This is a genomic window from Lapillicoccus jejuensis (genome assembly GCF_006715055.1).
Lineage (GTDB): Bacteria > Actinomycetota > Actinomycetes > Actinomycetales > Dermatophilaceae > Lapillicoccus > Lapillicoccus jejuensis.
Genome location: NZ_VFMN01000001.1, coordinates 2,213,189 through 2,240,036, shown reverse-complemented (window position 1 = coordinate 2,240,036; position 26,848 = coordinate 2,213,189). Strand labels below are relative to the sequence as shown.

Sequence of the window (26,848 nt, the reverse complement as noted above, 5' to 3'; positions counted from 1 at the left end):
CGAGAACCGTCGATCGGAGTGAGAGCCATGACTGAGTCCGACGTCCGTGAGCAGGTCCGCCGGCGCTACGCCGCGGCGGCCACCGCCGTGACGACCACGTCCATCAACCCCCTGGCCGTCGTCGACGCCGCGCCGGCGTCGTGCTCCCCCGACTCGTGCTGCAGCGGCTCCGTCGTCGTCGACGAGGCCTTCGGGGCCGCGCTCTACGGCGCCGACGAGCAGGGCGAGCTCCCCGCCGCGGCCGTCCTCGCGAGCCTCGGCTGCGGCAACCCCACCGCGGTGGCGGACCTGCGGGAGGGCGAGACGGTCCTGGACCTCGGCTCCGGCGGCGGCATCGACGTCCTGCTCTCCGCCCGCCGGGTCGGGCCCACCGGCTACGCCTACGGCGTCGACATGACCGACGAGATGCTCGCGCTCGCCGAGGCCAACCGAGCCGAGGCCGGCGCGACCAACGTCGAGTTCCTCAAGGGCACGATCGAGGAGGTCCCCCTCGACGCCGCCTCGGTCGACGTCGTCATCTCCAACTGCGTCATCAACCTCTCGACCGACAAGGCGGCCGTCCTCGCCGAGATGTTCCGGGTCCTCAGGCCAGGCGGGCGGATCGGCGTCTCCGACGTCGTCGCCGAGGACCACCTCGGCCCCGCCGACCGGGCCGAGCGCGGCTCCTACGTGGGGTGCATCGCCGGCGCCCTGTCGCGAGCCGAGTACCTCGAGGGTCTGACCGCCGCCGGCTTCGTCGACGCCGAGGTCACCTTCACCCACCAGGCCGCCCCCGGGATGCACTCGGCGATCGTGCGAGCGGTCAAGCCGGCCTGATGACCGACCAGCTCACGACGACCCACCCAGCCGCCGAAGCCGCCGTCGTCGGCCGGCTCTCGACGCTCGACCGCTTCCTGCCCGTCTGGATCATCGTCGCGATGGCCGTCGGTCTCGGCCTCGGCCGGGCCGTCCCGTCGCTCTCCGCGCACCTCGACGCCGTCAGGGTCGGCTCGGTCAGCCTGCCCATCGCCGTGGGCCTGCTGCTGATGATGTACCCGGTGCTGGCCAAGGTCCGCTACCGCCAGCTCGACCGGGTCACGGGCGACCGGCGCCTGCTCGTCTCGTCGCTCGTCCTCAACTGGGTCGTCGGCCCGGCCCTGATGTTCGCCCTCGCCTGGCTGCTCCTGCCGGACCTGCCGACGTACCGCACCGGTCTGATCATCGTCGGCCTCGCGCGCTGCATCGCCATGGTGCTCATCTGGAACGACCTGGCCTGCGGCGACCGGGAGGCCGGCGCGGTCCTCGTGGCCATCAACTCGGTCTTCCAGATCGTCGCCTTCGGGGCCCTCGGCTGGTTCTACCTCCAGGTGCTCCCCGGCTGGCTCGGCCTCGCCACCACCGACGCGAGCTTCTCCCTCGCCACCATCGTCGGGTCCGTGCTCGTCTTCCTCGGCATCCCGCTGACGGCCGGTTTCCTCACCCGCACCATCGGCGAGCGGACCAGGGGCACCACCTGGTACGACGAGCGCTTCCTCCCCCGGGTCGGCCCAATCGCCCTCTACGGGCTGCTCTTCACGATCGTCGTGCTCTTCGCGCTGCAGGGCCACACCATCACCTCGAAGCCGTGGGACGTCGCGCGGATCGCCCTGCCGCTGCTCGTCTACTTCGCCGTGATGTTCGGTGGCGGTTTCGCGCTCGGGCACCGCCTCGACCTCGGATACGCCAAGACGGCCACCCTCGCCTTCACCGCCGCGGGCAACAACTTCGAGCTCGCCATCGCCGTCGCCATCGGCGTCTTCGGCGTCACCAGCGGCCAGGCCCTCGCCGGCGTCGTCGGGCCCCTCATCGAGGTCCCCGTCCTCGTCGCCCTCGTCCACGTGGCGCTCCGGCTGCGCCGCCGCTACTCCCCGGAGGCCCTGTCATGACGACCAGCCCCACCGCGACCCCGACCGTCCTCTTCGTCTGCGTCCACAACGCCGGCCGCTCGCAGATGGCCGCCGCCCTCCTCGAGCACCACGCAGAGGGGAGGGTGCAGGTCCGCTCGGCCGGTTCGACCCCGGCCGACGAGGTCAACCCCGCCGTCGTCGAGGTCATGGGCGAGCTCGGCATCGACCTCACCACCGAGGTCCCGAAGCGCCTCACCGACGGCGCCGTCCACGGAGCCGACGTCGTCATCACCATGGGGTGCGGTGACGCCTGCCCGATCTACCCGGGCAAGCGCTACCTGGACTGGGCCCTGGACGACCCCGCCGGGCTCCCCGTCGACCGGGTCCGCCCCATCCGGGACGAGATCGACCGACGCGTGCGGGACCTCCTCGCCGAGCTGGTCTGAGCGGGGTCGGCCGCGCTCGGCGAGGCCCGCCGGTGCGTCGCCTCCGGCGGGCGTCAGTGCGCCCCGGTGAGGTGACCGGCCAGCCGGTCGTGGCGCTCCCGGCTGGCCTCGTTCAGCCCGATCACCGTGACGGACTTGCCGCGGGCGGCGTACTTCGTCCGCACGGCATCGAGGGTGGCGACGGTGGACGCGTCCCAGATGTGTGACCGGGACAGGTCGATGACGACGTTGCGCGGGTCACCGGCGTAGTCGAACTGGGTGACCAGGTCGTTGCTCGAGGCGAAGAAGAGCTCGCCGACGACGGCGTACACCCGCGTGTCCTCGTCCGGGTGGGCGACGTCGACGACGGTCGTGAAGTGGGCGACGCGGCGCGCGAAGAGCACCATCGCCAGGACCGAGCCGACGACGACCCCGATGGCCAGGTTGCTCGTGGCCACGACGACGACGACGGTGACCACCATGACCGCGGTCTCGCTGCGCGGCATCCGGCGCAGGGTCCCGGGCTTGAGGCTGTGCCAGTCCATCGTGCCGACCGAGACCATGACCATGACGGCGACGAGGGCGGCCATGGGGATGAGGCTGACGACGTCGCCGAGCCCGACGACGAGGACGAGCAGGAAGACGCCGGCGAGGAAGGTCGAGATCCGGGTGCGGGCGCCAGATCCCTTGACGTTGATCATCGTCTGGCCGATCATCGCGCACCCGCCCATGCCGCCGAAGAACCCGGTGACGACGTTGGCGACGCCCTGTCCCCAGGCCTCGCGGGACGTGCGCGACGGGGTGTCGGTGACGTCGTCGACGAGCTGCGCCGTCATGAGCGACTCCATGAGCCCGACGAGCGCCATGGCCAGCGCGTAGGGCGCGATGACCGACAGGGTGTGCAGGGTCAGGGGGACGTGCGGCAGGGCGAGGGTGGGCAGGCTGTCGGGCAGCCGGCCCTCGTCACCGACGGTCGGGACGGCGACGCCGGCCACGACCGTGACGAGCGTGAGCAGGACGATGGCGACCAGCGGTGCGGGGACGACCGAGGTCAGCCGGGGCAGCCCGAAGATCAGGACCAGCCCGACGGCGACGAGCGGGTAGACGAGCCACGGCACGCCGAGCAGGTGCGGCAGCTGCGCCAGGAAGATGAGGACGGCCAGCGCGTTGACGAAGCCCACCATCACCGACCGCGGGACGAAGCGCATCAGCCGGGCCACCCCGAGCAGGCCCAGCCCGATCTGGAGGATGCCGGCGAGCACGACGGTGGCGAGCAGGTAGTCCAGGCCGTGCTGGCGCACCAGGGGCGCGACGACGAGCGCCACGGCGCCGGTCGCGGCGGAGATCATCGCCGGGCGTCCGCCGACGAAGGCGATCGTCACGGCCATCGTGAACGAGGCGAAGAGCCCGACCCGCGGGTCCACCCCGGCGATGACGGAGAACGAGATCGCCTCGGGGATGAGGGCCAGCGCGACGACGAGGCCGCCGAGGACCTCGGTGCGCAGACGGCGGGGCGACCGCAGCGCGGCGCGCACCGAGGTGACGTCGGGCGGCGACGGCAGGGTGAGGACGGACACGGCAGGACTCCAGGGGATCGGGGACGACGGGGGCGTCAGGGCGTCAGGGGCGGCGCCGGGTGGGGCGCGGCGCCGTACGGGCGGTGGGGCGTGGCGCCGGGCTAGGGCAGCACGCGGCGCAGCTGGGCGGCGAAGCCGGCGGCGGCTCGCGCGCGGGCGCGCAGCATCGTCACCTTCTCCTCGACGAGCTCGGCGTACGACGCGAGCAGGGCCTGTCGCGCCGCGCGCTCGTCCGGTGTCGTGGCCGGGTCGTCGACCTCGTCGAGCGCGTCGATGAGCTCGCGCATCTGCTCGAGGGTGAAGTCGAGCGGCTTCATCTGCTTGACGAGCAGCAGCCGGTCGACGCTCTCCTGCGAGTAGAGCCGGAAGCCGCCGGGTGAGCGCTCCACGGGCGGCAGCAGGCCCACCTCGTCGTAGTGGCGGATGGTCCGCAGGCTCAGACCCGTCGCCTCGGCGACCTCGCCGATCTGGAGCAGGCCGCGGGCGGAGAAGGACACGGGAGGACCTCTCGGACGACGGGACGGGGGCGGCTGGTCGGCCACCCTGCCCACCGTGCGCCGGAGCGCAGCGCAGACTCTACCCTCACGTGAGAGGAGAGTCGAGCCGGCGCAGGTCCGCGACGACGCGGGCGGCGGTCTCCTTCGCCGTCGGGCCGACACCGACCAGGGTGGCCGAGGCGGGGCCGGTCCAGTCGCCGTACCCGACGAGGTGCAGCCGCGGCTCGTCGACGCAGGTCGTGCCGTCGGTACGCGGGTGCCCGTCCACCGTCGGCAGCCGAAGCGGTCGCAGGTGGCGCAGCTCGGGCCGGAACCCGGTGCACCAGAGGACGACGTCGAGCTCGTCGGTGGTCCCGTCCGGCCACACCGCCCCGGTGGGGGTGAGCGCCGCGACCATCGGCGCCGTCCGCAGCCGCCCGGCGTCGCGGGCCTCGCGCACGCTCGCCACCGCGACCACGTCGCCGAGACCCCCGACGCCGCCGGGATCCGCCTCGCCCGCGAGCAGCGCCCGGCGTCGGGCGGTGGCGACCTCGAAGAGCCGTCGACCGTCGACGTCGTCGGGCAGGAAGCGCGGCGGTCGGAGCGTGACCCAGGTCGCCCGCGCGACGGCCGACACCTCGGCCATCAGCTGCGCGCCGCTGTTCCCGCCCCCGACGACGAGGACCCGCGCCCCGGCGACGTCCTCGACGCCGCGGTACGACGCGCTGTGCAGCTGCCGCCCGGCGAAGACGTCGCGTCCGGGCACCGCGGGGACGAACGGGCGGGTCCAGGTCCCGGTGGCGCTGACGACGTGGCGGGCGCGCCACCGCCGCTCGACCCCGGCACCGGCGTCGAGACCCGTCACCGCGAGCGCGTCCCCGTCACGGGCGACGCCGGTGACGCGGACGCCGCGGCGGACGACGACGCCGTACCGCTGCTCGTGGTCCTGCAGGTACGCCGCCACGTGGGCCGCTCCGGGGTACGGGTCGTCGGCGGGCGGCATCGGGCGACCGGGCAGGGACGAGAACGCCGGCGGGGAGAACAGCCGCAGGCTCGGCCACATGCGCCGCCACGACCCGCCGGGCCGGTCGTCCGCGTCGAGGAGCACGACGTCGCGGCCGAGCTCGAGACCGGCGCGACGCAGGTGGTACGCCGTCGCGAGCCCCGCCTGGCCCGCCCCGACGACGACGACCGGCCAGCTCCCCTCGTCCACCGCCCCGACGGGCGACGGCCCGTCCCACAGGGTGGGGCGGGCCGTCGTCATCCGGTCATGCTGTCAGGTGGCGCAGCGCCGTCGGTCAGGACCAGCCCGAGGAGGACCACCGGGAGGAGGACCACCGCGACGTGGACCACCGCGAGGTCGACCAGCGCGAGGTCGACCACTGCGAGGTGTCCCAGTCCGCGTCGGACCACCGGGAGGTGGACCACCGCGAGGTCGACCACCGCGACGTCGCGAGACCGTCCGGGCCCGTCTGCCAGCCGTCCCCGGTCCAGGTCGTCCCGAGCCACTGCCCGTCGGACCACGACGTGAGGCCCGAGCTGGCCGCCCACCACGCGGCCGGGTCCCAGGGGCGACCCTGGACGTCGACCTCGCCGGCGAGGTCCGCCCCGGAGGCGTCGACGAGGGTCGACCCGCCGCGGGCGGCGTCGAGCGAGCCCTGCCCGGTCGAGCGGGGGAAGTCCTGCACGGCGGCCGCCCGCAGCGTCGCCGCGTTCCTGTCGGTGCCGAGCAGGTGGGCGGCGACGTCCATCGCGCCCTTGAGGTCCAGCGCGCCGGCGCCGGTGGTGAGGTCGGACGCCTTCTTCACCGGGTCCGCCGACGCGGTGAGCGCCAGCTTGACCTGGTCCGGCGTGAGGTCGGGGTAGGCCTGCAGCAGCAGCGCGACGGCGCCGGACACGACGGCCGCCGCCTGGCTGGTGCCGCTGCCACGGAAGAGGCGGCCGCTGGTGTCGCCGTCGACGAGCCCGGACGGGTGGGCGGTGTCGATGAGCGAGCCCGGGTCGCGGGTCGAGACCACGGAGGTGCCGGGGGCGACGAGGTCGACGTGCCGGTCCGGCGAGCCGACCTGCGAGAAGGAGGCGGCGACCGCGTGGTCGCCGGTCCAGCCGTCGGTGCGGTCGCCGCTGTCGCTCGCCCCGACCGCGACGACGTACGGGTCGACGGCCGGGTCGCTGAGGCGACCGACGTCGCCGTCGTTGCCGCCGGAGGCGACGACGACGATGCCGTGGTGCCAGGCGTTCTCGGCCGCCGCGGCCAGCGGGTCGAGCCGGTAGTCCTGCGCCGACGCGGTGCCGTAGGACAGGTTGACGACGCGCACCCGGGTCCCGTCCGGGAGGACGGGGTGCTGGACGACCCAGTCGAGCGCTGCGACGACCTGCGAGACGTCGGTGCTGCCGTCGGCGGTGGCCAGCTTGAGCGACAGCAGCCTCGCGTCCGGCGCGATGCCGAGCTGGACGTCGCCCGGCGCCGAGGGCAGGTCCGCCGCGGGGTTGCCGGCCCCGCGACCGGCGATGATCCCGGCCATGAAGGTCCCGTGGCCGAAGGTGTCCTGCTGCGCCAGGACCCCGTTGCCCTCGATCGACAGGTCGGGTCCGTAGGTCACCTTGCCGGGGGCGTCGAGACCGGGCACCGCCGAGATCCCCGAGTCGAGCAGGGCGACGGCCACCCCCTGACCGGTCAGCGGGCGACCGGCGCGGTCCTTCTTCGCCCAGAGGCCACGGGCGCCGATCGCCCGGCCGATGGTGAACAACGACCCCGGGTCGCGTTCGGCGCGGTTGCGCCCGTAGGCGTCCTTGGCGACGCCGTCCGCGGACGCGTCACCCCACTTGCCGCCGGCCAGGTCGGTGCCGTCGACGGGGCGGGAGGCCGGCGGCGGCGCGGCCGCGGGCCCGGGGAGGGACGACGGGCCGAGCGCGAACGCGGCGGCGGACGAGACGGCGGTGACCGCGAGGGCCCGGCGCCGGCGGCGCGGGCGTGGCGGTGCGACGTGCATGGTGAGGTGCCCCCTGGTGATCCTGTGTGGTTGCCCCGAGCACCCAGATCCTCGCGCTCGGCGAGCACGACGGCCATAGTCCGTTTAGTTCCTTTTTACCGTTTTCATACCCGGGTGTGGTCGCCCGTTGCCGATTCGCGACCGCCGAGCGGCACCCGCCACTCCAGGCGGGTGCCCGCGCCGGGGGCGCTGCGGACGGTCAGCGTGCCGCCGTGCTGCTCCGCGCGGGCGCGGATGTTGCGCAGGCCGCTCTCCGCCACGTCGGCGGCGAAGCCGCGGCCGTCGTCGGAGACGACGAGGGTCACGGCGTCCGTCGCGCTGAGGACCACCTCGACCGAGGTGGCCTCGGCGTGCCGGCTCGCGTTGGACAGCGCCTCGCCCAGCACGGCCAGCAGGTCCGGCGCGACCTGGTCGGGGACGAGGGAGCGCACCGGCCCCTCGACCCGCAGCGCGGGCCGCAGCTTCATCGTCGCCCCGGCCCGCTCGACGATCCGCTCGACCTCGGCCTGCAGGTCGGTCGACACGTCGAGCGTCCCCAGCGCGAAGATGGTCCGGCGGATGTCGCGGATCGTCCCGTCCAGGTCGTCGACGGCCTGCTCGAGCCGCTCGCGGACCACCGGGTCCTCGGACATCCGCCCGCTGCGCTGCAGCCCCAGCTCGACGGCGAAGAGCCGCTGGATGACCAGGTCGTGCAGGTCGCGACCGATGCGGTCCCGGTCCTCGAAGAGGACGAGGCGCTCCCGGTCCTCGCGGGCCCGGGCCACCTGCAGCGCGAGGGCGGCCTGCTCGGCGAACGAGGTCGGCAGCCGCGGGTCGACGCGACGGAAGTGCTCCGAGCGACCCCGCACCCAGGCCAGGGCGAGGGCGCCGTCGACCCGGGGTCCCGAGCCGAGGGGGACGACGATGGCCGGGCCGAGCGGGGCCCAGCCCACCACCGCGGACGGGTCGACGGCCCGCGGGTCGCTGCCGAGGTCGTCGACGGACACGGCCTCGCCGGTGCGCACGACGAGCGCGGACAGCGAGTGCTCCATCGACAGGGCGCGCATCGCCGCCAGGTCGGCCGCCGCCCCCGAGACCACCCGCAGCCCGAGCCGGCCCGGGTCGTCGCCGACCACCACCCACGCCAGGTCCGCCCCCGCGGCCGCCCGGGCCTGGTCGGCGACCACCTGGAGCGCGTCGGTGCGGTCGGACGCGTCGGCGAGCTGCGCGGTCACCTCGACGGTGGCCGACAGCCACTCCTCGCGCCGCGCCGCCTCCTCGTAGAGGCGCGCGTTCTCGACGGCCACACCGGCCGCCGCGGCCAGCGCGACGACGATCTCCTCGTCCTGGGCCGTGAAGTCCCCGCCACCCGCCTTCTGGGTGAGGTAGAGGTTGCCGAAGACCTGCCCGCGGATCCGCACCGGCACCCCGAGGAAGGAGCTCATCGGCGGGTGGTGGGCCGGAAAGCCCACCGACTCGGGGTGCTCGGCGATGTCGTGCAGCCGCAACGGGGTCGGCCGGTCGATGAGCAGACCCAGCAGCCCGTGCCCCGAGGGGAGCTCGCCGATCCGCTCGACGACGTCGGTGTCGATGCCGTGGTGGACGAAGGTGCGAAGCCGTCGCTCCGACCCGGTGTCGAGGACGCCCAGGGCGGCGTACCGGGCGTCGACGAGCTCACCGGCGATGGCGACGATCCGCGACAGCACGCCGTCGAGGGTGAGGTCGGCCGCCATCGTCACGACGGCGTCGAGCAGCAGCCGCAGCCGGGTCCGCTCGTCGAGCACGCCGTGCACCCGCGTCAGGAGGGCCCGCAGGAGGTCGTCGACGGCGACGTCGGCGAGGGCGGACGGCGGGGTGGGCTCCTGCTCGCTGGCGGGCACGGCTCTCCTCGGGGCGCGGCCCCCCGCACGCCCCACGCTAGCAACGGCCGCGGCGAGCGCCGCGACGACCGCTCAGGACGAGATCCGGTGGCGCGTGGAGAAGATGGCCGCCTGCGTGCGGCTGGTCAGCTGGAGCTTGGCCAGCAGCGACGAGACGTAGTTCTTCACGGTCTTCTCGGCCAGGTGCAGCCGCTCGCCGATCTGCCGGTTGGTCAGCCCCTCGCCGATCAGCTCGAGGATGCGCTGCTCCTGCGGGGTGAGCGAGGCCAGGTGCCGGTCCTGCGGTGCGCCGTGGCGCAGCCGGTCGAGCACCTGCGCCGTGACGGACGGGTCGAGGGTCGACTGCCCGGCCGCGACGCGTCGTACGGTGTCGACGAAGTCCGTCCCGCGCACCTGCTTGAGCAGGTAGCCGGCGGCGCCGGCCATGATCGCGGCGAAGAGCGCGTCGTCGTCGTCGTACGACGTGAGGATGAGCGCCTTGATCGTCGGGTCCAGCGAGCGCACCGAACGGCACACGTCGACGCCGGAGCCGTCGGGGAGGCGGCCGTCGAGGATGGCGACGTCGGGGCGCAGCGCCGGGATCCGGCGCAGCGCCTCCTGCGCCAGACCCGACTCGCCGACCACGACGATGTCCCCGCTCTCCTCGAGCAGCTCGCGGATGCCGCGCCGGACCAGCTCGTGGTCGTCGAGGAGGAAGACCCGGATGGGTCCGGTCGGCTCGCTGGTCGGCTCGCTGGTCGGCGGGGTCGCGTCGGGTCCGCTGGGCTCGCTCACCCCTCCACGGTAGGGCCGACCCGCCGCCCGCGACCGGTCCGAGCGACCCGGGATGGCGGGACCTTCGTCCCGAGACGCCCACGAGGAGCCGGGACCAACGCCCCTGGGAGCCGGCGGTCCCCGGGGGCACCGTGGTGGGAGGACACCGAGGAGAGGAAGGGGCACGACCGTGCCGGGCACGTCGAGCGCAGTGCGGGTGACGTCGCAGCTCGCCCACGACGTCGTCGACCTGGCACGCCGGGCCCCGAGCGTCCACAACACCCAGCCGTGGACCTGGCGGTGGGACGGACGGGCCCTCGAGCTGTACGCCGACCCCTCGCGCGCGCTCCCCCTCACGGACCCCGAGGGCCGCAACCTCGTCCTCAGCTGCGGCGCGGCCCTGCACCACGCGCGGACGGCGCTGCACGCGCTCGGGCGCGGCGTGAGCGTCGAGCGCTTCCCCGAGGGCCCGGACGCGGGCCCGCTGGCCCGTCTGGAGCTGCACCCGGAGCCCGACGGGCCGGCGCTGAGGTCGGTGCGCGGGACGACCCCCCGCGAGACCGTGTCCCCCGCGGCCGCCGTCGACGCCATCCTGCGGCGCAGCACCGACCGCCGCCGGTTCACCTCGTGGCCGGTCCCGGCGGGGCGGCTGCTGGAGCTCGCCTCCGTCGCCGCCATCGAGGGCGCCACGGCGACGGCCCTGCTCGACGTGACCGAGCGGCTGCGCGTCGAGCTGCTCGTCGGTCGGGCCCTCGACCGCCAGTCCGGCGACCGGGCCCTGGCGCTCGAGCAGGACGCGTGGGTCGACCACGGCCCCGTCGACGGGGTCCCCGCCGGCGCGATCCCGGGACCGGGTGACCCGACCGCCGGTCCCCGCCACCGGTTCTCGCCCTCGGGCGACGACGGCGGTCAACTCGTCCGCCACCGCGACGGGCTCGTCGTCCTCTCCTCCCCCACCGACGACCCGGCCGGGTGGCTGCGGGCGGGCGAGGGACTGAGCGCCCTCTGGCTCTCGGCCACCGTCGGTGGGCTCGCCGTCGTCCCGCTCAGCTCGGTCGTCGAGGTCGAGGAGACCCGCGACCGCCTGCGGTACGACGTCCTCGACGGACGCACGCACCCGCTGGTCCTGCTGCGGGTCGGGTGGAGCGCCATCGGTCGGGACGGCCTCGTGCGCACGCCGCGACGGCCCGTCGACGAGGTCCTCGAGGACCGCTCCGCCTGAGCCGGCCCTCCCCCGCGGCCGTCGTCAGCGAGCGGGCGGGTGCACGCCGGCGAACGCCCACACGTCCGCGGCGACGACCTCGGGGACCTCGACCGGGGGCAGGTGACCGGCCTCGTCGAGGACGCGCAGCGTGGCCCCGGGCACGGCCTCGGCGTAGCCCCGGCCGTGGCTCGGCGGGACGATGCGGTCGTGCGCCCCCCACAGCACGCGGACGGGGACGGTGACGCCGGTCAGCCGGGCCCGCAACGTCGGGTCGGCCATCGTCGCGCCGCCGTACGCGAGCAGGGCGGCCCGGTTGCCGGGGACGAGCGCCCGCGCCGCCTCGGGCATCGCGGCGAGGGCGGCCCGCGCCGCGTCGCGGTGGGCGGGGTGGTAGCTGCGCTCGACGACCTCGTCGAGGTCGAGCGCGAAGAAGTCGGCGATCGGGTCGGCGTCGTCCGCGAGACCGACCGAGCCGACGAGGACGACGGCGGCGACCCGGGGGCTGTGTCGCAGCGCCACCTCGGCGGCGACCCACCCGCCGAGCGAGCTGCCCACGACGGTCACGCCCTCGAGCCCCAGCACGTCGAGCAGGGCGACGTAGGCGTCCGCAAGGTCGCCGACCGAGCCGACCCCCTCCGGTCGCGGGGTCCCGTCGAAGCCGGGGTGGACCGGCGTCACGACCCGCACGGGGTACGACGCCGTCAGCGCCTCGGCGAGCGGGGCCACCGACGTGGGGCCCGCACCGCCGTGCAGGAGGAGGACGGGCCGGCCGCTGCCCCGGTCGGCCACCCGCAGCGGCACGAGGCTCGTCGAGGTGGGCACGTCGAGGGTGAGGGTGGTCGCGGTGGTGTCGGTCATGTGCGCTCCTGCGTCGTCGGTCGGGAGCACCACGTTAAATCAACATGTTGATATCAGCAAGTGGATATCAAGACGTTGGGTCGGCTGCGTACGCTGCCGCCATGACGACGCACACCCGGCAGGACGTGGCGCAGCTGGTCAAGCGGGTGCAGAGCCGCCACCACCGCCTGCTCGACGCCGCCCTCGCGCAGCGGGGGCTCAGCCTCGTGCAGTGGGACGCGTTGCGCGCCCTCGACCGCCAGCCCGACGCCACCTTGCACGACCTGGCGGTCTCGACGTTCCAGAGCGACCAGGGCTTCGGGACGCTCGCCGCGCGGATGGTCGACCGCGGCCTGGTGACCCGGACGGCCGGCCAGGGCCGTGCCGTCCACCTCGTGATGACCGACCGCGGCCGTGAGCTGCTCGCCGAGGGGCACCGGGTCGTCGACGAGGTCCTCACCGACACGCTGGGCCCGCTGTCCGAGCGTCAGCTCCAGCAGCTGGGGGTCCTGCTCACCCGGCTGGCGACGTCCACGTGAGCCGGGGCGTCGTACGGGCGCGGTGGCTCAGACGGCGCGGACGGCCTTGGCGACGAAGCGGCGGTAACCGGTCGACTGGACGGGCTGCTCGAGGACGGGCTGACGGCGCAGCCAGCTCTCGAAGCGCGCCGCGGGCAGCGGCTTGGAGATGAAGTAGCCCTGGGCCTCGTCGCACCCGAGCCGAGTCAGCTCGGTGTAGGCGCCGAGGGTCTCGACCCCCTCGGCCACCATCCGCAGCCCCAGGCTGTGGGCGAGCGAGATCGTCGACGCGACGAGCGCGGCGGCGTGGTCGTCGTCGGTCATCGTCTGGACGAAGGAGCGGTCGAGCTTCAGCTCGTCGACGGGGAGGTCGCGTAGGTAGCTGAGCGAGCTGTATCCGGTGCCGTAGTCGTCGATCGAGATCCGGATGCCGCCGGTCCGCAGGCGCGAGAGGATCTTGCGGGCGCGGTCGCGGTCGGCCATGAGGAAGTCCTCGGTGATCTCCAGCTGCAGGTCGGTCGCGGGCACGCCGCGCACCGACAGCATCGTGAAGACCTCGTCCGGCAGCCCCTCGTCGACGAGCGAGCTGGCGGAGAGGTTGACGGCGATGGACACCGGGTGGCCGTCGGCGCGCCACCGGGCGGCCTGGTCGAGGGCGATGGCGAGGACGACGCGGGTCATGGCGCGCATGAGGCCGGCGTCCTCGACGAGGTCGATGAAGTCGCCGGGGTGCAGCAGCCCGCGGGTGGGGTGCTCCCACCGGGTCAGGGCCTCGACCGAGTGCACGGCGCCCGTGTCGAGGTCGACCTTCGGCTGGTAGTGCAGGACGAACTGCCCCTCGGCGATCGCGGACTGCAGCTCGTCCATCGTGCGCAGGCGGGCGGCGCCGTCGTCGTGGTCGACGTCGTCGTACACGTGGTAGCCGGTGCCGGAGACCTTGGCCTTGTACATCGCGATGTCGGCCTTGCGCAGCAACCCCGACAGCTCCGGGCCGTCGTCCGGGAAGCGGGCGATGCCGATGCTCACGGTCGTGTGCAGCGTCAGGCTGGCGAGCGCCGACGACCCCACGACGGGGGTGAACGGGTGCGCGAGGGTCGTGCGGAGGCGCTCGGCCACCGCGGCGGCCTGCTCGGGGTCCGCGTCCTCGAGCAGGACGGCGAACTCGTCCCCACCCAGCCGGGCGAGGACGTCGGTGTCGGGCAGCTCCGCGCGCAGCCGTGCGCCGATCTCGACGAGCAGCTGGTCGCCGGCCTGGTGGCCGAGGCTGTCGTTGACCTCCTTGAACTTGTCGAGGTCGAGCAGCAGGAGCGCTCCGCGACGGCGCGGGTGGGCGTCGAGCCGTGCCTGCCCTTCGGTGGACAGACCCCGTCGGTTGGCCAGCCCGGTCAGCGAGTCGTGCGTCGCCTCGTGGGCCAGGCGCTGCACGAGACGGGCGCTGCGCAGCGCGACGGCGAGGTGACCGGTCAGCGTCTGCAGCAGGGTGAGGTCCTCGTCCTCGAACGTCGCGGTCTCCCCGAGCCGGTCGACGACGAGGAGGGTCCCGCGCAGGCCGCTCGAGGCCGGCAGGGCGACCATCATCGCGTCGCGGAAGGCGTGGCGCTTGAGCCACTGCTGCTCCGACGGCTCCTTGCTCGTCCGCGGTGCGAGGAAGGGCTCGCGCTCGGTGAGCGCGCGGACGAGCACCCAGTCCTCGTGGTCGAAGCGCTGGTGGCCGACCTCGAGGACGTCGTGCTCGCCCAGGGTCAGGGTGAGGACGTCACCGGTCCGGGCGTCCGGCGACGGCACCGCGTCGCTCTCGTGCAGGGCGAGCTCGACCGCGGTGGCCCGCAGGAGTCGCCGGATCCGCGCGAGCAGCTCCTGGGCGAGGCTGTCGACGGACTGCGCCCCGACGCCCCCGGTGACGAACTCGTGGACCAGCGAGAGCGACTGGTGCTGGCGACGGGCTGCCGTGTAGGCGCGGTAGCCGACCGCCGAGATCCCCACGAGGAAGGTGACGACGACGGCCCCCAGCAGACCCTCCGCCACGAGGATGACGATCGCGACGGCGAAGATCGTGGAGAAGACGCTGAGGACGAGCGCGGGCAGGAGGACGTCGAGGACGTCCTGGCGGCTGAGCGGGCCGTTGTGCAGCCGGATCATGACGAGCACGAGCGCGGACATGACCTGGTCGACGGTCGCCATCGCCACCACGAGCACCGCGGCGCTGCGCAGGTCCAGGGACTGACCCGGCGTGAGCAGCACGTGGATGAGGTAGGCGTCGGCGGCGGCCTCGAAGGCGTACGCCGCCACGTTGTACGTCGTCTTCGCGACCGACATGCGCTCGTGCGCGAAGGAGAGGACCGCGGCCGCGAGCCGGGAGGCCACGAACGCGACGGGCGCGAGGACGAGGGCGCCCACGACCAGCACCACCCCGGCGGGCGTGAAGGTGTGGGCCTGGCGACGGAACTCGACGTTGACCTGGAACCGCTCGGCGAGGAAGAACGCCACGCCGAAGGTCAGCAGGAGGGCGGTCGAGGGCAGCGGCAGCGGGGAGACCGGCTGGTCGCCGGAGAGTCGCACCATGGCCACCGCCCCGGTCGCGAGGGCAGCGCTCAGTGCCCCCGTGACCAGTGCGAGGCGCGTGATGCGGAACATCACTACACGACGACGGCGTCCGCGCCGGTCACCACGGACCAGCGCGACGTGCCGGGCACCACGGCGCCCGCCTCGACGACCGACCAGCGCGAGGTCGCCGGGGTGGCAGCCTGGTCGGCGGTGGACCAGCGCGAGGTCGCCTCGACCACGGACCAGCGCGAGGTCGCCGGGGTGGCAGCCTGGTCGGCGGTGGACCAGCGCGAGGTCGCCTCGACGACGGACCAGCGCGAGGTCGCCGGGGTGGCACCCGGGTCGGCGACGGACCAGCGGGAGGTCGCCGGCACCGCGGCCTCGACGACCGACCAGCGCGACGTCCCGGGCACCGACGCCTCGACGACCGACCAGCGCGACGTCCCGGGCACCGACGCCTCGACGACCGACCAGCGCGACGTCCCGGGCACCGACGCCTCGACGACCGACCAGCGCGACGTCCCGGGCACCGACGCCTCGACGACCGACCAGCGCGAGGTCGCCGGGGCGGCGGCGTTGAGCGCCACCGCGGCGGCGGGCACGGCCACGACGGCGAGGGCGGCCGCGGCGAGCGACAGGCGGCGCAGGCGCGTGGAGGACGGCGTGACGTTCATGGAGACCCCTTGGAGGACTGGGTGCGGACAGGTCCAGGCGAGGACGAGTCTGGTGGGCGGCCGCGGGTGAGCCCATCGACCGTTTAGTCATTTTTGCACGTTTTGGGTAGATAGGCGCTGTGTCGGGCGTCGGAGCACCTCCCCTCACTGGTACGGCGCGCGGCCGTCGGTTCCACGGGCGACGGGGGGCGCGCTTCCCCCGGCCGGTGGCGTAGCGTGCGGCACGCAGCGCGGCCGGCACCCTGGGGGCCCGGGGCCGCACGGGGAGGGCGGTGCCGCATGAGCGGGGAACGGACGACGTACAGCGTGGACGTGATCCACGCCGGGGTCCGGCACGAGACCACGCTGACCGAGTCGCAGGCGCTGGACGCCATCGCCGCGGCCATGCGCGCCCGTGGCCACACGGAGTTCCTCTTCCTGCCCCTGGAGTCCGGCTCGTACGTGCTCATCCGCGTCCACCCGAACCTCGACCTCGCCGTCGTCGTCCCCGGGAAGGGCGCGGACTACGAGGAGTCGGACGACGGCGAGGCCCTCACCAGCCGCTGAGCGGGTCCGGCCGAGCGGGTCGGCCCCCGCCGGGCCGAGGGGTCACCGCCGTCTTCCCGCGGACGGCGCGAGCGCGCCGCCCACTCCCGCCACCAGGCGGTCGAGGCGGGTCAGGACGACCTCGCGCAGCGGGACGTCCTCGTCCCCGACGACCCACTCGTCGAACCCGCCGTAGTAGGCACGGACCCCCAGGTCGGCCAGCGCACCCGCGACGTCGACGTCACCGGTGCGGTCGGCCAGGGCGCCCTGCAGGGCCGCGGCGATGCTCGCCCGCTTGGCTCCCGCCCGCTCCTGCAGCTCGGGGCTCGTGGCGACGATCGGCGCGATCCGGCGTCCGGTGTCGCGATGGTCGGGGGTGTGCCCGTCGCAGAGCGCGGCGAGCGCCTCCCGCAGCGCCTCGAGCGCGGAGGCCCCGGCGGGGGCGGCGCGCACGGCGGAGTCCGCGACCCGCACCGAGTCCGCCTGCCCCTGGAACAGGATCTCGCGCTTGTCGGCGAACTGACGGAACAGCGTCGTCTTGGTCAACCCGGCGCGCTCGGCGATGGCCGCCGCGGTCGTGGCGTCGTACCCCCGCTCGGCGAAGAGCTCGAGGGCGGCGCGCAGCAGCCGACCGCGTGCATCCGGCTCCCAGCGTGCCATGACGCGATTCTAGGTGATGTGTCTCGGTCACATCAGTGCTACCGTCATGTGACCGAGTCACATCAGCACCGCCTCCAGGGCGGCGCACCCCGATCGAAGGAGAACCGTCATGCGCGTGCTCGTCACCGGAGCCTCGGGCTGGATCGGCAGCCGCCTCACCCGCGAGCTGGTCGGCGCCGGCCACGACGTCGTCGGGCTCGCCCGCTCCGACGCCTCCGCGGAACGGGTCCGCGACCTCGGCGCCACCGCGCTGCGCGGCGAGATGACCGACCACGACCTGCTCGTCGCCGCGGCCCGCGAGGCCGACGCCGTCGCCCACCTCGCCTTCACGCTCGACTTCAACGAGTTCGGCGAGGCGGTCGACAACGAGGTGCGCCTGCTCGCCCGCCTCGGGCAGGCGCTGCGCGGATCCGGTACGGCGTTCTTCGCGGCCTCGGGGACGCCGACGAGCCACGCCACGGTGGCCACGGAACGCGATCGGCTGGACCCCGACGGACCGGCCGGCGGACGCGCGCGCACCGCCGACGCCGTCCTCGCCCTGTCCGACCTCGGGCTGCGCTCCGGGCTGGTGCGGATGCCCCGCACCGTGCACGGGCGCGGCGACCGGAACGGGCTGATCGCGATGCTCGTCGCGCTCGACCGCCGACGGGGGGTCGCGGCCTACGTCGGCGACGGGTCGAACCGGTGGCCGGCCGTGCACGTCGACGACGCGGCCCATCTGTTCCGGCTCGCGCTCGAGCAGGCCCCCGCCGGGTCGGTGCTGCACGCCGTCGCCGAGGAGGGGGTCGCCCTGCGCGACGTCGCCGAGGCCGTCGCGCGACGGACGGGCCTGCCGTCGGCGTCGGTCGACCCGGCCGGGCTCGGCGTCTTCGGTGCGCTGCTCGGCGGCGACCAACCCGCCTCGAGCGCCCTGACGCGCCGCCTGCTCGACTGGCTCCCGGGTGGCCCCACGCTGCTGGAGGACCTGGAGGCCGGCCACTACACCGACTGAGGGACCGCTGTGAGCTCGGCGATTCAGCGGACCGTCCGGCTCGTCGTCCGCCACACTCGACGCGCCCGGGCTCATTCCGTCCGGTCCACACCGAGCAGGGGGCTTGCCGATGTTCCTCACCCTGGCCGCGATCGCGGCCGACACCTCGTCCACCGCCACCTCGACGACGTCCGCCGCCAGCGGCGTCTTCGGCGGCCTCGTCGGCTACGTCCTGGGTGCCGTCGCCGTCATGGGGATGCTCGGCAAGGCGGGCCTGCCGAGGTGGGGCGGCTTCGTGCCGTTCTACAACGCCTACCTGCTCGTCAAGATGGCCGGCTGGAACGGCTGGCTCTTCCTGCTGCTGCTCATCCCGGTCGTCAACCTGGTCTTCTCGATCATGATCGCCCTGCGCCTGGGCCGGGCGTTCGGCAAGGGCGGGGTCTTCAGCTTCTTCCTCATGTGGCTGCTGTCGATCATCGGCTACTTCTGGTGCAGCTACGACGACTCGACGTACCGCCACCCGACGACCGGGGCGCCTACGGCCGCCTGAGCTCCGCCGTCACGCGGCGGTCCTGCGCCGCGCCGTCCACGCGGCGCGGGGCCGGCGCGACGGCGCGGTGCGCGACGAGCAGCGCCACGACGCAGCACCCGACGGGCACGAGCAGGGCGTGGGTGAGACCGACGAGACCGGCGAGCCAGCCGACCACCGCGGGGCCGGCGAGGATGCCCACGTAGCCCGCGCCCATGACCCGGGAGATCACGACGCCACGGTTCGGCACATCGAGGTTGCCGGCGGTCGTGAAGATCTGGGGCACGATCCCCGAGAGCCCGAGACCGAAGGCGACCCACCCGACGAGGGTGAGGGGGTACGCGCGCGACAGGACGACGACGAGCACGCCGACGGCGGCGAGCAGCGAGCCCCACCGGACCAGGGCGGGGCGACCCACCCGGTGCACGACGGGGTCGGAGGCGAAGCGCCCGACCGTCATGGCGACGGCGAAGGCGCCGTACGCGAGCGACCCCGCGGCCTCGCGCTGGCCGAGGTCCTCGACGGCCTGCAACGCGCTCCAGTCGTTGGCGGCGCCCTCGGCGAGCATGAGCAGGAAGGCGAGGACGGCGAGGGTGAGCAGCCGGCTCCGGGTCCCCGGCACCAGCTCCGGCGCCCCGGTGACGGAGCCCCGCTCGGCCTCCGGGACGACCGCCCCACGATCGGTGACCAGGAAGCGACCCGAGAGGGCCACGAGCAGTGCGGTGACCACGGCACCGACCCCCAGCGCGACCTGGGTCGGCAGGTCGGCGCGCTGCACCAGGGCGCCGACGCCGGCCCCGACCGCTCCCCCGACCGACCAGCACGCGTGGAAGCTCGACATGACCGGTCGCGGGTAGCGCCGTTCCACGAGGACGGCCTGGTCGTTCATCGCCACGTCGGTGAGACCGTTGGCCAGCCCGAAGGCGGCGAGGGCGGCGGCGAGGGCCCACGGTGACCCGGCCAGCCCCGGCAGGTTGACCGCGGCGGCGAGCAGGAGGCCGGCGACGACGGTGAGGGTGCGACTCCCGACGCGGTCGATGAGCAGACCACCGCTCTGCAGCCCGACGACCGAGCCGGCCCCGAGCACGAGGAGGAGTCCGCCGAGCGTGGCGTGCGAGATGCCGGTCGCCTCCTGCACCGCGGGGATGTTGACCACCCAGGCGGCGAGGGCGAACCCGGCGGCGAAGAAGACGCCGGCGACCGCGAGCCGCGCGCGGCGGATGTCGTCCGGGACGGTCGGGGCGGGGCGGGCGAGGGGGCGGACCGAGGGCACGCGACGACGATAGCCCACTCAACGTACGAACGTACACTCCATGGCTACACTGCCCCCGTGACCGACCTCTTCCCTGGTGACCCGCGCACGAACCGGGAGCGCATGCTCGCCGGCGACCCCTACGTCGCCGACGACCCCGAGAACGCCGAGCGGTACCGCCGGGCGGTGCGGCTGGCCCGTCGGTGGCACGAGGCGTACGACGCCGACGACCCCGGCGCCCGCGCGCTGCTCGCCGACCTCGTCGGCCACCTCGGCGACGGCGCCGTGGTCCGACCGCCGCTGCACCTCGACTACGGCGACCACCTGAGCATCGGCGACCACACCTTCGTCAACACGGGCCTCACCGCCCTCGACGTCGCGCCCATCACGATCGGCGCGCACTGCCAGATCGGGCCGCACGTGCAGCTGCTCACGCCCACGCACCCGCTCGACCCCGACCAGCGGCGGGCCGGGATCGAGGCGGCGCAGCCGATCACGCTGGGGGACAACGTCTGGCTGGGTGGCGGGGTGATCGTCCTGCCGGGTGTGACGATCGGCGACGACAGCGTCGTCGGAGCCGGCGCCGTGGTCACCAAGGACGTCTCCGCCGGGGTGGTCGTCGTCGGCAACCCGGCCCGGGTCGTGCGCGAGCTGCGGGGCCGCTGATGCCGCGCGCCGACCCGGAGCGCCGCGACCGGATCATCGACGCCGCGCTCGAGTGCGTCGCGGTCGACGGCGTCGCCGGCACCTCGCACCGCAAGGTCGCGGCGCGCGCAGGGGTGCCGTTGGGCTCGATGACCTACCACTTCGCCGGCATGGACGAGCTGCTCGTCGAGGCCTTCACGCGGTTCGCCGCGACGATCGCCGACGCCTTCGAAAAGCGCCTGGCGACAACGGGATCGGGCCGCGACGACCTCGTCGACGCGCTGGTCGACCTCATCCACGGGGATCTGCAGCGGTCGGTCAGCGAGCAGGTGCTCAGCTACGAGCTCTACACCCTCGCCGCCCGCCGTCCCGAGTTCCGCGCCATCACCCACGACTGGATGCGGGCCAGCCGCGTCGCCCTCGGCCGGCACCTCGACCCGGTCACCGCGCGCATCGTCGACGCCTACGTCGAGGGCGCCGCGATGCACATCGCGCTCGACCCCGAGCCGCAGACGCCGGACGTCACCCGCGACGCCGTACGGCGCCTCATCGGCGTCCCCGGCCGGTAGCGCGCCGGACCCATCCATCAATGTCCGTTATGGGACGACTTCGACAGGCCATCAGGGGCTGCTGAGCGCGCAGCAGTCACGGTTCGGTCACATCCGCCTCAGGCGTCCTGCGCCGTCGGACGTCTCCTTAGTGTCCTCCCCGCCCCGCCGGATCGACCTCGACCGGACAGAGGGCAGCCCCGACGACGCGGCTCCAGGAGGACCCCGTGAACCGAAAGATCTCGACCCTGTCCACCGCAGGTCGAACCACCGCCGGCCTGGCCGTGCTGGCGATCAGCCTCTCCGCCTGCCAGGGCGTCCAAGGCGTCCAGGACGCCGCCGGAGCCGGCTCGTCGGGCGGCTCCGGCTCCCCCTCGAGCTGCGCGACCGACCAGACGTTCAGCACCGACGACGCCTCGGACTCGGCCCAGTACGCCGACCTGGCGACCAAGCTGGGCGCCGTCCCGAAGCCGGCCGGTGACGTCCGCATCGGCTCGATCATGAAGTTCCTGGGAAACCAGTATTGGTCGACGCTGTCGAAGGGACAGACCGAGCGAGCCCAGAAGTACGGCTCGCAGGTCGACGTCCAGGCGGCCGCCAGCGAGTCGGACCAGGTTGGGCAGCTCAACGCCGCCGAGACGATGGTGACCAAGGGCTACAAGCTCATCCTCGCCTCGCCGCAGTCCGACACCAACATGTGCCCGGCCGTGGAGAAGGCCGAGGCCAAGGGCCTGGTCGTCGTCAACGTCAACGACGCCGTCTTCCCCTCCGCGCGCCACTGGGTCGGACCTAACCAGATCCAGAACGGCATCAGCGCGGCCGACTACATGGCCAAGACCCTCCCCGCCGGCGCCTCGGTCGCCATCATCCAGGGGCAGGCCGGTGTCTACGCGGCCAAGCAGCGCACCAAGGGCTTCACGGACGAGGCGGGCACGAAGGGCCTCAAGGTCGTCTCGAGCGTGGCGGCGGACTGGGACGTGCAGAAGGCACGCGACGCCGCGACGACGATCCTGCAGGAGCACCCCGACCTCGGCGGCTTCTACGCCAACAACGACACCATGGCGCTCGGGGTGGCCGAGGCGGTCAAGGCCGCTGGGAAGACCGGGAAGGTCGAGGTCATCGGCACCGACGGCATCCCCGACGCGTACAAGGCGATCCGCTCCGGCGACCTCACCGCGACGGTCGATTCCTACCCCGAGCTGACCGGCGCGGTAGCCGTCGACGTGGGGCTGCGCCTGCTGGGCGGGCAGACGGTCCCGCGCGCGGTGTACACCCCGCAGGCGCTCATCACCAAGGACAACGTCGACGCCGCGGCCCCGGTGCTCCAGTGAGCGCGCCCGCCTCCGTCCCGTCCGCGCCCTCCCCCTCGTCGACCCCGACGGGCCCGGGGACCCCCGCGGTGCCTCTCGCGACGAGCCTGCGTCAGCGGCTGTCCACCTCGAGCGGACGCGTCCTCGGGGTCCTCGCGGCCCTCGCCGCCGTCTTCGTCGTCTTCACCGTCCTCGAGCCGGCGTTCATCAGCGTCGACAACGTCAGCGAGATCGTCGTGCAGTCCTCGATCATCGGCGTCGTCGCCTTGGGGATGACCCTCGTCATCGTCACCGGCGGGATCGACCTCAGCGTGGGGTCGATCGTCGGGGTCGTCAGCGTCGTCTGCGCCACCAACCTCGGTAGCTGGACCCCGTTCGGCACCATCGTCGCCGGACTCGTCCTCGGTGGTCTGCTCGGCCTGCTCAACGGCGTCTTCACCGCTTACCTCGGCCTGGCCAGCTTCATCGTCACCCTGGCCACGCTCAACCTCTACCGCGGCGTCGCGTTCCTCTACACCAACGGGACGCCGATCTTCGGCCTCGACCTGCAGTTCCGCAACATCTTCGCCGGCTCGATCCTCGGCGTGCAGAACCCGATCCTCATCCTGCTGGTGACGACGGTGGTCTGCTTCCTGCTCCTCACCAGGACCCGCCTCGGCACCTACCTGAGGGCGATCGGCAGCAACCCCACCGCGGCCCGCCAGAGCGGTGTCCTGGTCCAGCGCACGACCGTCCTCGCCTTCGTCCTGTCCGGCGTGCTGTGCGCGCTCGCCGCGCTCCTGCTCATGGGGCGGGTCGGGGCCGCGGAGCCGATCACCGGCACCGGCTTCGAGCTCACCGCGATCGCCGCCGTCGTCGTCGGGGGCACCAGCCTCGCCGGCGGGCGGGCCTCCATCGTCGGCACGATCCTCGGCGCCCTCCTGCTGGGCTCCATCCGCACCGGTCTCACCCTGCTCAACGTCAACCCTTACATCCAGTACGTCGTCACCGGCGCGATCATCCTCGTGGCCGTCCTGATCGACCGCTTCGTCTCCCGGAGGCACACCCGATGACATCCACCGCCCAGCCGCACTTCGCGACCCGGCTCAACTCCTTCGCTCTGGGCGGAGGTCTCGCCCACCCGCGTGAACGCCCGTCGACGCTGGACCTGGTGGCCACCGCCGGCACCGTCGAGGGCCTGACGGCGCTCGAGGTCAACTACCCGGAGCACTTCGTCGACACCACCCCGTCCGAGCTCGGCGGGGCCATCGAGGAGGCCGGTCTGACCAACACCGGCATCCAGGTCCGCTGGCCCGCCCCGCACTTCGCCGACGGCGGCTTCACCCACCCGGCGAAGTCGGTCCGCGAGGACGCCGTACGGACCGCGACGGAGGCCGTCGACGTGGCCCGCGAGATGGGCTGCGACCACGTCGTCCTGTGGCCGGCCCATGACGGGTACGAGTACCCGTTCCAGATGGACTACCGCAGCGCCTGGCAGCAGGCGGTCGAGGGCTACCGCGCGGTGGCCGACCACTGCCCCGACGTCACGGTGAGCATCGAGTTCAAGCCCGCCGAGCCCCGGGCGCGCACCCTGCTGGCCGGGACGGGCAGCGTCCTGGCCCTCGTCGCCGAGGCCGGGCGCGACAACCTCGCGGTGACGCTGGACCTCGCGCACCTCTTCATGGCGCGGGAGAACCCGGCCCAGTCGGTCGCCCTGTGCCTGGCCCAGGGCCGGCTGCGCGGCCTCCAGCTCAACGACGGCTGGGGAGCGGCGGACGACGGTCTCGTGACGGGATCGGTCGACCTGGTGCAGACCCTCGAGACGTTCTTCTACCTGCTGCGGGACGGGTACACCGGCACCTTCTACTTCGACACCGACCCGATCCGGGAGGACCCGGTGCGCGAGTGCGCCACGAACATCGCGCGGACCAAGCAGCTGCTCCAGATCGCCGGTTCGCTCGTCGAGGGCGGCCGGCTCCCCGACCCCGACGCCCTGTCCGGGGGTGCCGTGTGGTGGGAAGCGCTGGTGCGGTCGTGACGACCCGCGCCGACACCGTCGTCCCCCTCATCGACTTCACCCCGCGCGACGCCCCGGCGGTCTGCGTCGTCGGCAGCCTCAACGCCGACCTCATCGCCTACGAGTCGGGGGCCGCGATCCCCGGCGCCTACAACGTCGGCGACCGGTTCGAGCTGGGCGCCGGGGGCAAGGGCCTCAACGTCGCCATGAGCATCGCGGCGACCGGGCTGCCGTCGTACCTCGTCGGTCGGGTCGGCAACGACATGTTCGGCCACTTCATCCTGCGGGCCCTCACCTCCGGACGGGTCAACCAGGACTTCGTCCGCACGGACCCCGCGGCGGGCACCGGGGTGGGGCACGTGCGGGTCAACACGCACCGCGACTACGACACCTGCGTCGTCCCCGGCGCGAACGACAAGGTGGACGCGGTCGACGTCGCAGCCGCCCTCGAGGAGGGACCGACGTTCTCCCACGCCGTCCTGCAGTTCGAGGTCCCCCTGGCCACGGCGACCGAGGCGGCCCGACGCTTCCGAGCCTCCGGCGCGCAGGTCGTGGTCAACTTCTCGCCCGTCACGGCCGGCTCCCGGGAGGTCCTGCCGCACACCGACGTCCTCGTGGTCAACGAGGCCGAGGCCACCGCTCTCTGGCTGCAGGTGGCCGGACCGGACGAGCCCCTCACCGGTCGTCTGTGGGCGATGGCCGACCTGCTGCGCAAGTGCGACGGCGGCCCCCGAGACGTCGTCATCACCCTGGGCGACCGGGGTCTGTGGGGGATGTCGAGGATGGGCGAGGTCCGCCAGTACCGCGCCTTCGAGGTGCCGGTGGTCAACGCCGTCGGCGCGGGCGACTCCTTCCTGGCGATGCTCGTCTCCCGGCTCGCGCAGGGGATCCCCTTCCTCGACTGCCTGGCTCCGGCCGGCGCCGCCGGCGCCCTCGCCTGCAGCCGTCGCCAGTCGTGGCTCAACCGCGGCGACGCGCCGCACCTGAACGAGATGGTCCAGGACCGCTCGGTCCTGGTCCCCGCCCGCACCCGGAGGATGGCGAGATGAGCACGGCGACCACCAGCACCACGACCCCACCGGCCATCGAGACCCGTGGCCTGGTCAAGCGATTCGGCGGGGTGCACGCGCTGCAGGACGTCAGCGTGACGTTCCCCCGGGGCGAGATCACCGCCCTCATCGGCGACAACGGCGCCGGCAAGAGCACCCTCATCAAGACCCTCGCCGGGCTGCACGTCGCTGACGAGGGGGTGATCGAGGTGGACGGCACCGTGGTCCAGGTCACCAGCCCACGGGTCGCCCGGGAGCTGGGGATCGAGACGGTCTACCAGGACCTCGGGCTCGTCGACGACCTCACCGTGGCCGAGAACCTGTTCCTGTCCCGGGAACCGATCCGCAGTCCCCTGCTGGGACGCCTGCTCGACAAGGGGCGCATGCGGGTGCGGGCCCGGGAGATGCTCGACGAGATGGGCGCCGGCCACCGCATCCCCGTCGACGGCATCGTCCGCTGGATGTCGGGCGGCCAGCGCCAGGCCGTCGCCATCTGCCGCGCCGTCGCGTGGGGAGCCTCGGTGGTGATCCTCGACGAACCCACGGCCGCCCTCGGCGTCAACGAGAGCGCCGAGGTGCACCAGCTCGTGCGCCGGCTGCGGGAGCAGGGCATCACCGTCATCCTCATCAGCCACAACTTCGAGGAGATCATGTCGCTGGCCGACCAGGTGTGGGTCATGCGACGCGGTAAGGCTGTCGCCCACCGCCGGATCGCCGACACCACCGGTCCCGAGCTGGTCGGCCTGCTCACCGGGGCGACGGTCGACGACCGGGGCTCGGTCGCCGCGCCCCCGGTGTCGGCCTAGACCTCGGCGTGGGGTCGGGACCGCTCGTCCTCGGGGGACGCGGCGGTCCCGACCTCGTCGCTCGCGCCGTCGTCGACCGGCACGGCGCAGACCCCGTCGACGCAGACGCCGGCGTCCGGGTCGCCCACCATGGCGAACGGGGTGCTCACGCGCGGGCCGCCGCGCGATCGGTCTCGACCTGCTGCAGCGCGGACAGGAAGGTCTCGGGCGACTGCGCACCCGAGACGCCGTACCGGCCGTCGAGGACGTAGAACGGCACCCCGTTGATCCCGTACGACGCCGCCTGCGCCTCGTCCGCGCGGACCGCGTCGACGTACGTCCCCGCCTCGAGGTCGCGACGCAGCGCGTCCGCGTCGAGGCCGACCTCGGCGCCGAGCTCGACGACGACGTCGACCTGCCCGAGGTCACGGCCCTGCTCGAAGTACGCCGCGAGCAGGCGCTCCTTCAGCTCGGCCTGGCGACCGTGAGCCTTGGCGTGGTGCAGCGCCTGGTGCGCGAGCACGGTGTTGGTGTGCCGCACGGCGTCGAAGTCGTAGTGCAGGCCCTCGCCCTCGGCGATACCCGTGACCTGCGCCAGCATCTGCTCCACCTGCGCGGGGGCCATCCCCTTGTGCCGCGCGAGGAACTCGGTGGTGGAGCCGGCGTACCCGACCGGGGTGTCGGGCGAGAGCTCGAAGGAGTGGAACTCGACCTCGACCTCCCCCTCGAACCGCGCGACCGCCTGCTCGAACCGGCGCTTGCCGATGAAGCACCAGGGGCACGCGATGTCGGACCAGACGTCGACCTTCACGGGAGTCACCACGGCGACGGAACGGCCGCGACGGCGTCGTCAT

The 26,848-nt window shown here is 73.8% G+C and carries 28 protein-coding genes; 15 read left to right on the top strand and 13 right to left on the bottom strand.

The window, feature by feature from the left end; all coding sequences use genetic code 11:
• Positions 1 to 27 precede the first annotated feature (27 nt).
• The 3 genes from arsM to FB458_RS10640 are packed head-to-tail and all read left to right on the top strand — an operon-like array spanning position 28 to position 2,311.
• Entirely contained in the window at positions 28 to 816 is a 789-nt protein-coding gene (gene arsM, locus FB458_RS10650; RefSeq protein ID WP_141848472.1) for an arsenite methyltransferase, read from the top strand.
• Positions 816 to 1,904 carry an ACR3 family arsenite efflux transporter gene (arsB, locus tag FB458_RS10645; RefSeq protein ID WP_141848471.1) on the top strand — a complete coding sequence of 363 codons (1,089 nt, stop codon included), beginning with the start codon at positions 816 to 818 and terminating at the stop codon, positions 1,902 to 1,904. The genes arsM and arsB overlap by 1 nt, the downstream gene beginning before the upstream one ends.
• Complete coding sequence (locus FB458_RS10640; RefSeq protein ID WP_141848470.1) at positions 1,901 to 2,311, top strand: arsenate reductase ArsC; 411 nt, start codon at positions 1,901 to 1,903, stop codon at positions 2,309 to 2,311. The genes arsB and FB458_RS10640 overlap by 4 nt, the downstream gene beginning before the upstream one ends.
• A 53-nt stretch (positions 2,312 to 2,364) precedes the next feature.
• Here the strand turns inward: FB458_RS10640 and FB458_RS10635 are convergent, their stop codons facing one another.
• The 6 genes from FB458_RS10635 to FB458_RS21875 all read right to left on the bottom strand — a co-directional run bounded on the left by FB458_RS10635 (position 2,365) and on the right by FB458_RS21875 (position 9,969).
• Positions 2,365 to 3,867 carry a SulP family inorganic anion transporter gene (locus FB458_RS10635; RefSeq protein ID WP_141848469.1) on the bottom strand — a complete coding sequence of 501 codons (1,503 nt, stop codon included), beginning with the start codon at positions 3,865 to 3,867 and terminating at the stop codon, positions 2,365 to 2,367.
• 101 nt (positions 3,868 to 3,968) lie between these two features.
• Complete coding sequence (locus tag FB458_RS10630; protein WP_141848468.1) at positions 3,969 to 4,364, bottom strand: MerR family transcriptional regulator; 396 nt, start codon at positions 4,362 to 4,364, stop codon at positions 3,969 to 3,971.
• 85 nt (positions 4,365 to 4,449) lie between these two features.
• Entirely contained in the window at positions 4,450 to 5,607 is a 1,158-nt protein-coding gene (locus FB458_RS10625) for an ArsO family NAD(P)H-dependent flavin-containing monooxygenase (RefSeq protein ID WP_141848467.1), read from the bottom strand.
• Between the two features lie 34 nt (positions 5,608 to 5,641).
• The gene (locus FB458_RS10620) at positions 5,642 to 7,336 is read right to left on the bottom strand and encodes a S8 family serine peptidase (RefSeq protein ID WP_141848466.1); all 1,695 of its coding nucleotides are present in this window, start codon (positions 7,334 to 7,336) and stop codon (positions 5,642 to 5,644) included.
• A gap of 104 nt (positions 7,337 to 7,440) precedes the next feature.
• Positions 7,441 to 9,195 (bottom strand): sensor histidine kinase, encoded by a 1,755-nt coding sequence (locus FB458_RS10615; protein WP_141848465.1) that lies wholly within the window; start codon positions 9,193 to 9,195, stop codon positions 7,441 to 7,443.
• A 72-nt stretch (positions 9,196 to 9,267) separates the two neighbouring features.
• A complete protein-coding gene (locus tag FB458_RS21875; protein ID WP_281286093.1) occupies positions 9,268 to 9,969 on the bottom strand; it encodes a response regulator in 702 nt (233 codons plus the stop codon).
• Positions 9,970 to 10,138: 169 nt separating this feature from the next.
• Between FB458_RS21875 and FB458_RS21870 the strand changes: the two genes are divergently transcribed.
• Positions 10,139 to 11,170, top strand: coding sequence for an Acg family FMN-binding oxidoreductase (locus FB458_RS21870; RefSeq protein ID WP_246061160.1), 1,032 nt, complete (start codon positions 10,139 to 10,141; stop codon positions 11,168 to 11,170).
• Between the two features lie 24 nt (positions 11,171 to 11,194).
• Here FB458_RS21870 and FB458_RS10600 read toward each other — a convergent pair whose 3' ends face one another.
• Entirely contained in the window at positions 11,195 to 12,010 is an 816-nt protein-coding gene (locus FB458_RS10600) for an alpha/beta fold hydrolase (RefSeq protein ID WP_141848462.1), read from the bottom strand.
• Between the two features lie 101 nt (positions 12,011 to 12,111).
• Here FB458_RS10600 and FB458_RS10595 point away from each other — a divergent pair, with 101 nt between their 5' ends.
• Positions 12,112 to 12,528 carry a MarR family winged helix-turn-helix transcriptional regulator gene (locus FB458_RS10595; RefSeq protein ID WP_141848461.1) on the top strand — a complete coding sequence of 139 codons (417 nt, stop codon included), beginning with the start codon at positions 12,112 to 12,114 and terminating at the stop codon, positions 12,526 to 12,528.
• A 27-nt stretch (positions 12,529 to 12,555) separates the two neighbouring features.
• On the opposite strand, the gene FB458_RS10590 is transcribed toward FB458_RS10595, so the two are convergent.
• Positions 12,556 to 15,141 carry a putative bifunctional diguanylate cyclase/phosphodiesterase gene (locus FB458_RS10590; protein ID WP_141848460.1) on the bottom strand — a complete coding sequence of 862 codons (2,586 nt, stop codon included), beginning with the start codon at positions 15,139 to 15,141 and terminating at the stop codon, positions 12,556 to 12,558.
• A gap of 2 nt (positions 15,142 to 15,143) precedes the next feature.
• A complete protein-coding gene (locus FB458_RS10585; RefSeq protein ID WP_141848459.1) occupies positions 15,144 to 15,725 on the bottom strand; it encodes a hypothetical protein in 582 nt (193 codons plus the stop codon).
• 279 nt (positions 15,726 to 16,004) lie between these two features.
• On the opposite strand from FB458_RS10585, the gene FB458_RS10580 reads away from it, so the two are divergent.
• A complete protein-coding gene (locus FB458_RS10580; protein WP_141848458.1) occupies positions 16,005 to 16,271 on the top strand; it encodes a hypothetical protein in 267 nt (88 codons plus the stop codon).
• Positions 16,272 to 16,313: 42 nt separating this feature from the next.
• Here the strand turns inward: FB458_RS10580 and FB458_RS10575 are convergent, their stop codons facing one another.
• Positions 16,314 to 16,910 (bottom strand): TetR/AcrR family transcriptional regulator, encoded by a 597-nt coding sequence (locus tag FB458_RS10575; RefSeq protein ID WP_141848457.1) that lies wholly within the window; start codon positions 16,908 to 16,910, stop codon positions 16,314 to 16,316.
• A 109-nt stretch (positions 16,911 to 17,019) separates the two neighbouring features.
• Here FB458_RS10575 and FB458_RS10570 point away from each other — a divergent pair, with 109 nt between their 5' ends.
• Both FB458_RS10570 and FB458_RS10565 read left to right on the top strand, forming a co-directional pair.
• Positions 17,020 to 17,901 (top strand): SDR family oxidoreductase, encoded by an 882-nt coding sequence (locus FB458_RS10570; RefSeq protein WP_141848456.1) that lies wholly within the window; start codon positions 17,020 to 17,022, stop codon positions 17,899 to 17,901.
• A 109-nt stretch (positions 17,902 to 18,010) separates the two neighbouring features.
• Positions 18,011 to 18,430 (top strand): DUF5684 domain-containing protein, encoded by a 420-nt coding sequence (locus FB458_RS10565; protein ID WP_211356005.1) that lies wholly within the window; start codon positions 18,011 to 18,013, stop codon positions 18,428 to 18,430.
• Here the strand turns inward: FB458_RS10565 and FB458_RS10560 are convergent.
• Positions 18,417 to 19,682, bottom strand: a complete 1,266-nt coding sequence (locus FB458_RS10560) for an MFS transporter (protein WP_141848455.1) — start codon at positions 19,680 to 19,682, stop codon at positions 18,417 to 18,419. The genes FB458_RS10565 and FB458_RS10560 overlap by 14 nt on opposite strands.
• Before the next feature lie 102 nt (positions 19,683 to 19,784).
• Here FB458_RS10560 and FB458_RS10555 point away from each other — a divergent pair, with 102 nt between their 5' ends.
• The 7 genes from FB458_RS10555 to FB458_RS10525 all read left to right on the top strand — a co-directional run bounded on the left by FB458_RS10555 (position 19,785) and on the right by FB458_RS10525 (position 26,015).
• On the top strand, positions 19,785 to 20,327 hold the full coding sequence (locus FB458_RS10555) for a sugar O-acetyltransferase (RefSeq protein WP_211356179.1): 543 nt from the start codon (positions 19,785 to 19,787) through the stop codon (positions 20,325 to 20,327).
• A complete protein-coding gene (locus tag FB458_RS10550; RefSeq protein ID WP_141848453.1) occupies positions 20,327 to 20,875 on the top strand; it encodes a TetR/AcrR family transcriptional regulator in 549 nt (182 codons plus the stop codon). The genes FB458_RS10555 and FB458_RS10550 overlap by 1 nt, the downstream gene beginning before the upstream one ends.
• A gap of 206 nt (positions 20,876 to 21,081) precedes the next feature.
• On the top strand, positions 21,082 to 22,185 hold the full coding sequence (locus FB458_RS10545; protein WP_141848452.1) for a sugar ABC transporter substrate-binding protein: 1,104 nt from the start codon (positions 21,082 to 21,084) through the stop codon (positions 22,183 to 22,185).
• A 68-nt stretch (positions 22,186 to 22,253) separates the two neighbouring features.
• Positions 22,254 to 23,216 (top strand): ABC transporter permease, encoded by a 963-nt coding sequence (locus FB458_RS10540; RefSeq protein ID WP_170185641.1) that lies wholly within the window; start codon positions 22,254 to 22,256, stop codon positions 23,214 to 23,216.
• Positions 23,213 to 24,181 (top strand): sugar phosphate isomerase/epimerase family protein, encoded by a 969-nt coding sequence (locus FB458_RS10535; RefSeq protein WP_141848450.1) that lies wholly within the window; start codon positions 23,213 to 23,215, stop codon positions 24,179 to 24,181. The genes FB458_RS10540 and FB458_RS10535 overlap by 4 nt, the downstream gene beginning before the upstream one ends.
• Positions 24,178 to 25,209 carry a PfkB family carbohydrate kinase gene (locus tag FB458_RS10530; protein WP_170185640.1) on the top strand — a complete coding sequence of 344 codons (1,032 nt, stop codon included), beginning with the start codon at positions 24,178 to 24,180 and terminating at the stop codon, positions 25,207 to 25,209. Before FB458_RS10535 ends, FB458_RS10530 begins: the two co-directional genes overlap by 4 nt.
• Positions 25,206 to 26,015: an ATP-binding cassette domain-containing protein gene (locus FB458_RS10525; protein ID WP_141848448.1), complete on the top strand. Its 810-nt coding sequence runs from the start codon at positions 25,206 to 25,208 to the stop codon at positions 26,013 to 26,015. The genes FB458_RS10530 and FB458_RS10525 overlap by 4 nt, the downstream gene beginning before the upstream one ends.
• Here FB458_RS10525 and FB458_RS21320 read toward each other — a convergent pair.
• Together FB458_RS21320 and FB458_RS10520 are read right to left on the bottom strand one after the other, a co-directional pair.
• On the bottom strand, positions 26,012 to 26,164 hold the full coding sequence (locus FB458_RS21320) for a hypothetical protein (RefSeq protein WP_170185639.1): 153 nt from the start codon (positions 26,162 to 26,164) through the stop codon (positions 26,012 to 26,014). The genes FB458_RS10525 and FB458_RS21320 overlap by 4 nt on opposite strands.
• Positions 26,161 to 26,817, bottom strand: coding sequence for a DsbA family oxidoreductase (locus tag FB458_RS10520; protein ID WP_141848447.1), 657 nt, complete (start codon positions 26,815 to 26,817; stop codon positions 26,161 to 26,163). The genes FB458_RS21320 and FB458_RS10520 overlap by 4 nt, the downstream gene beginning before the upstream one ends.
• Between the last annotated feature and the right edge of the window lie 31 nt (positions 26,818 to 26,848).